General features: G+C 35.3%; 3 tRNA genes. All 3 read left to right on the top strand.

The features are described from left to right. The first annotated feature begins 553 nt into the window (after nucleotides 1-553). The 3 genes from HLA95_RS30305 (at nucleotide 554) to HLA95_RS30295 (ending at nucleotide 1,261) form a co-directional block, all read left to right on the top strand. Nucleotides 554-626 (top strand) — tRNA-Glu (locus tag HLA95_RS30305). Nucleotides 627-685: 59 nt separating this feature from the next. Then, nucleotides 686-769 (top strand) — tRNA-Tyr (locus HLA95_RS30300). A 418-nt stretch (nucleotides 770-1,187) separates the two neighbouring features. After that, a tRNA-Asp gene (locus tag HLA95_RS30295) sits at nucleotides 1,188-1,261 on the top strand. The last annotated feature ends 146 nt before the right edge of the window (nucleotides 1,262-1,407 follow it).

The raw sequence follows: 1,407 nt of genomic DNA, 5'->3' as shown, positions 1-1,407 counted from the left end.
CTCTGTGGCCCATGAATCAGCTCCTTAGAGAAGAAACCATTTTCGATAACTTGTTGATCCCCTCAGATTTATCGTTTGTTAATTTCCTGGCTTAGTGTGAGATGGGCATATCTCATCTTAACAACGAGTGAATCAATGAATGAAAGTGGAAGAAATGGAGTTTAACCTTTTTTCTGGCGGACAAATCATTCCCTGAAAGGATCCTATCCTTTTTCTATTTATATATATAAATTTATCTATAGAAATTTATTATTATTTTAGTTATCTATTTATTATTATTTAATATATTAATATAGAATATTTAATATAGTACTATCTAATATAGTAATATCGATTTATAGATTTATATAATAGATTTATTAATAGATTTCTATATAGAATGGCGCTTAGAATGAATGATTCATGAATAGAAATGACGAATCAAAAAATTCTATGGAATCATGAAAGACAGAAAGATCCGTCGGATCTAGTCATACCATTACATTATATTGACAATTAAAAAAAACTGTTCATACTATGAGCATAGTATGATGGCGGTCGGGCAAGCATGCATGCCCCCATCGTCTAGTGGTTTAGGACATCTCTCTTTCAAGGAGGCAGCGGGGATTCGACTTCCCCTGGGGGTAGGGTACTACGAAAGGAAGTTGATCATGGATTATCAATAAGCCTAGAATTGATTCTTCCTGGGTCGATGCCCGAGCGGTTAATGGGGACGGACTGTAAATTCGTTGGCAATATGTCTACGCTGGTTCAAATCCAGCTCGGCCCAATAATTCGCTGATCCACCATGAAATGATATAACCCATTTGTTTTCCAGAAATTCCTGATAAGGAGGAAAAAAAAAAGAAAACTTTATGATATATCCCTACTTCTTATTTGCTCTATTTATTTTTATTTGTTCCCACCAATGCGGATCATGATAATGAACTAGAATCATATCACAAATTCTAAGTATAAAGTATAAGGAAAAGAGTAAAGAAAAAAAAAGACTCTTTTTGTTCATTGAAAGATTGATTATCAATCGATTTGACAATAACGAAAGGATTAATCCATGCCGCTCTCACTAAAGTGCGTATCCATGTGGATATCAATATATCATTCGCGTCTATGTTACAACACGGCGATTCTAAATAGAAATCGTTTGAATGAAATCATAAGAATATGTATGCTATACACCTTATTTCCCTGGGATTGTAGTTCAATTGGTCAGAGCACCGCCCTGTCAAGGCGGAAGCTGCGGGTTCGAGCCCCGTCAGTCCCGACGGATCCAATAAACACTCAATCCATCTCTCCATTTTCTGTGAAAAAGAGGACAAGGAGCAGAATTTCATTCCCAACGGAAATCCTTATTTCTTTTTTTTTTGCTTTTTCGTTTCGCATTTCTTATCAAACAAATACGAGAATTTC

This window comes from Geminicoccus harenae (assembly GCF_019800005.1).
In the GTDB taxonomy this organism is placed as follows: domain Bacteria; phylum Pseudomonadota; class Alphaproteobacteria; order Geminicoccales; family Geminicoccaceae; genus Geminicoccus; species Geminicoccus harenae.
This window is presented reverse-complemented; position numbering and strand designations above follow the sequence as displayed.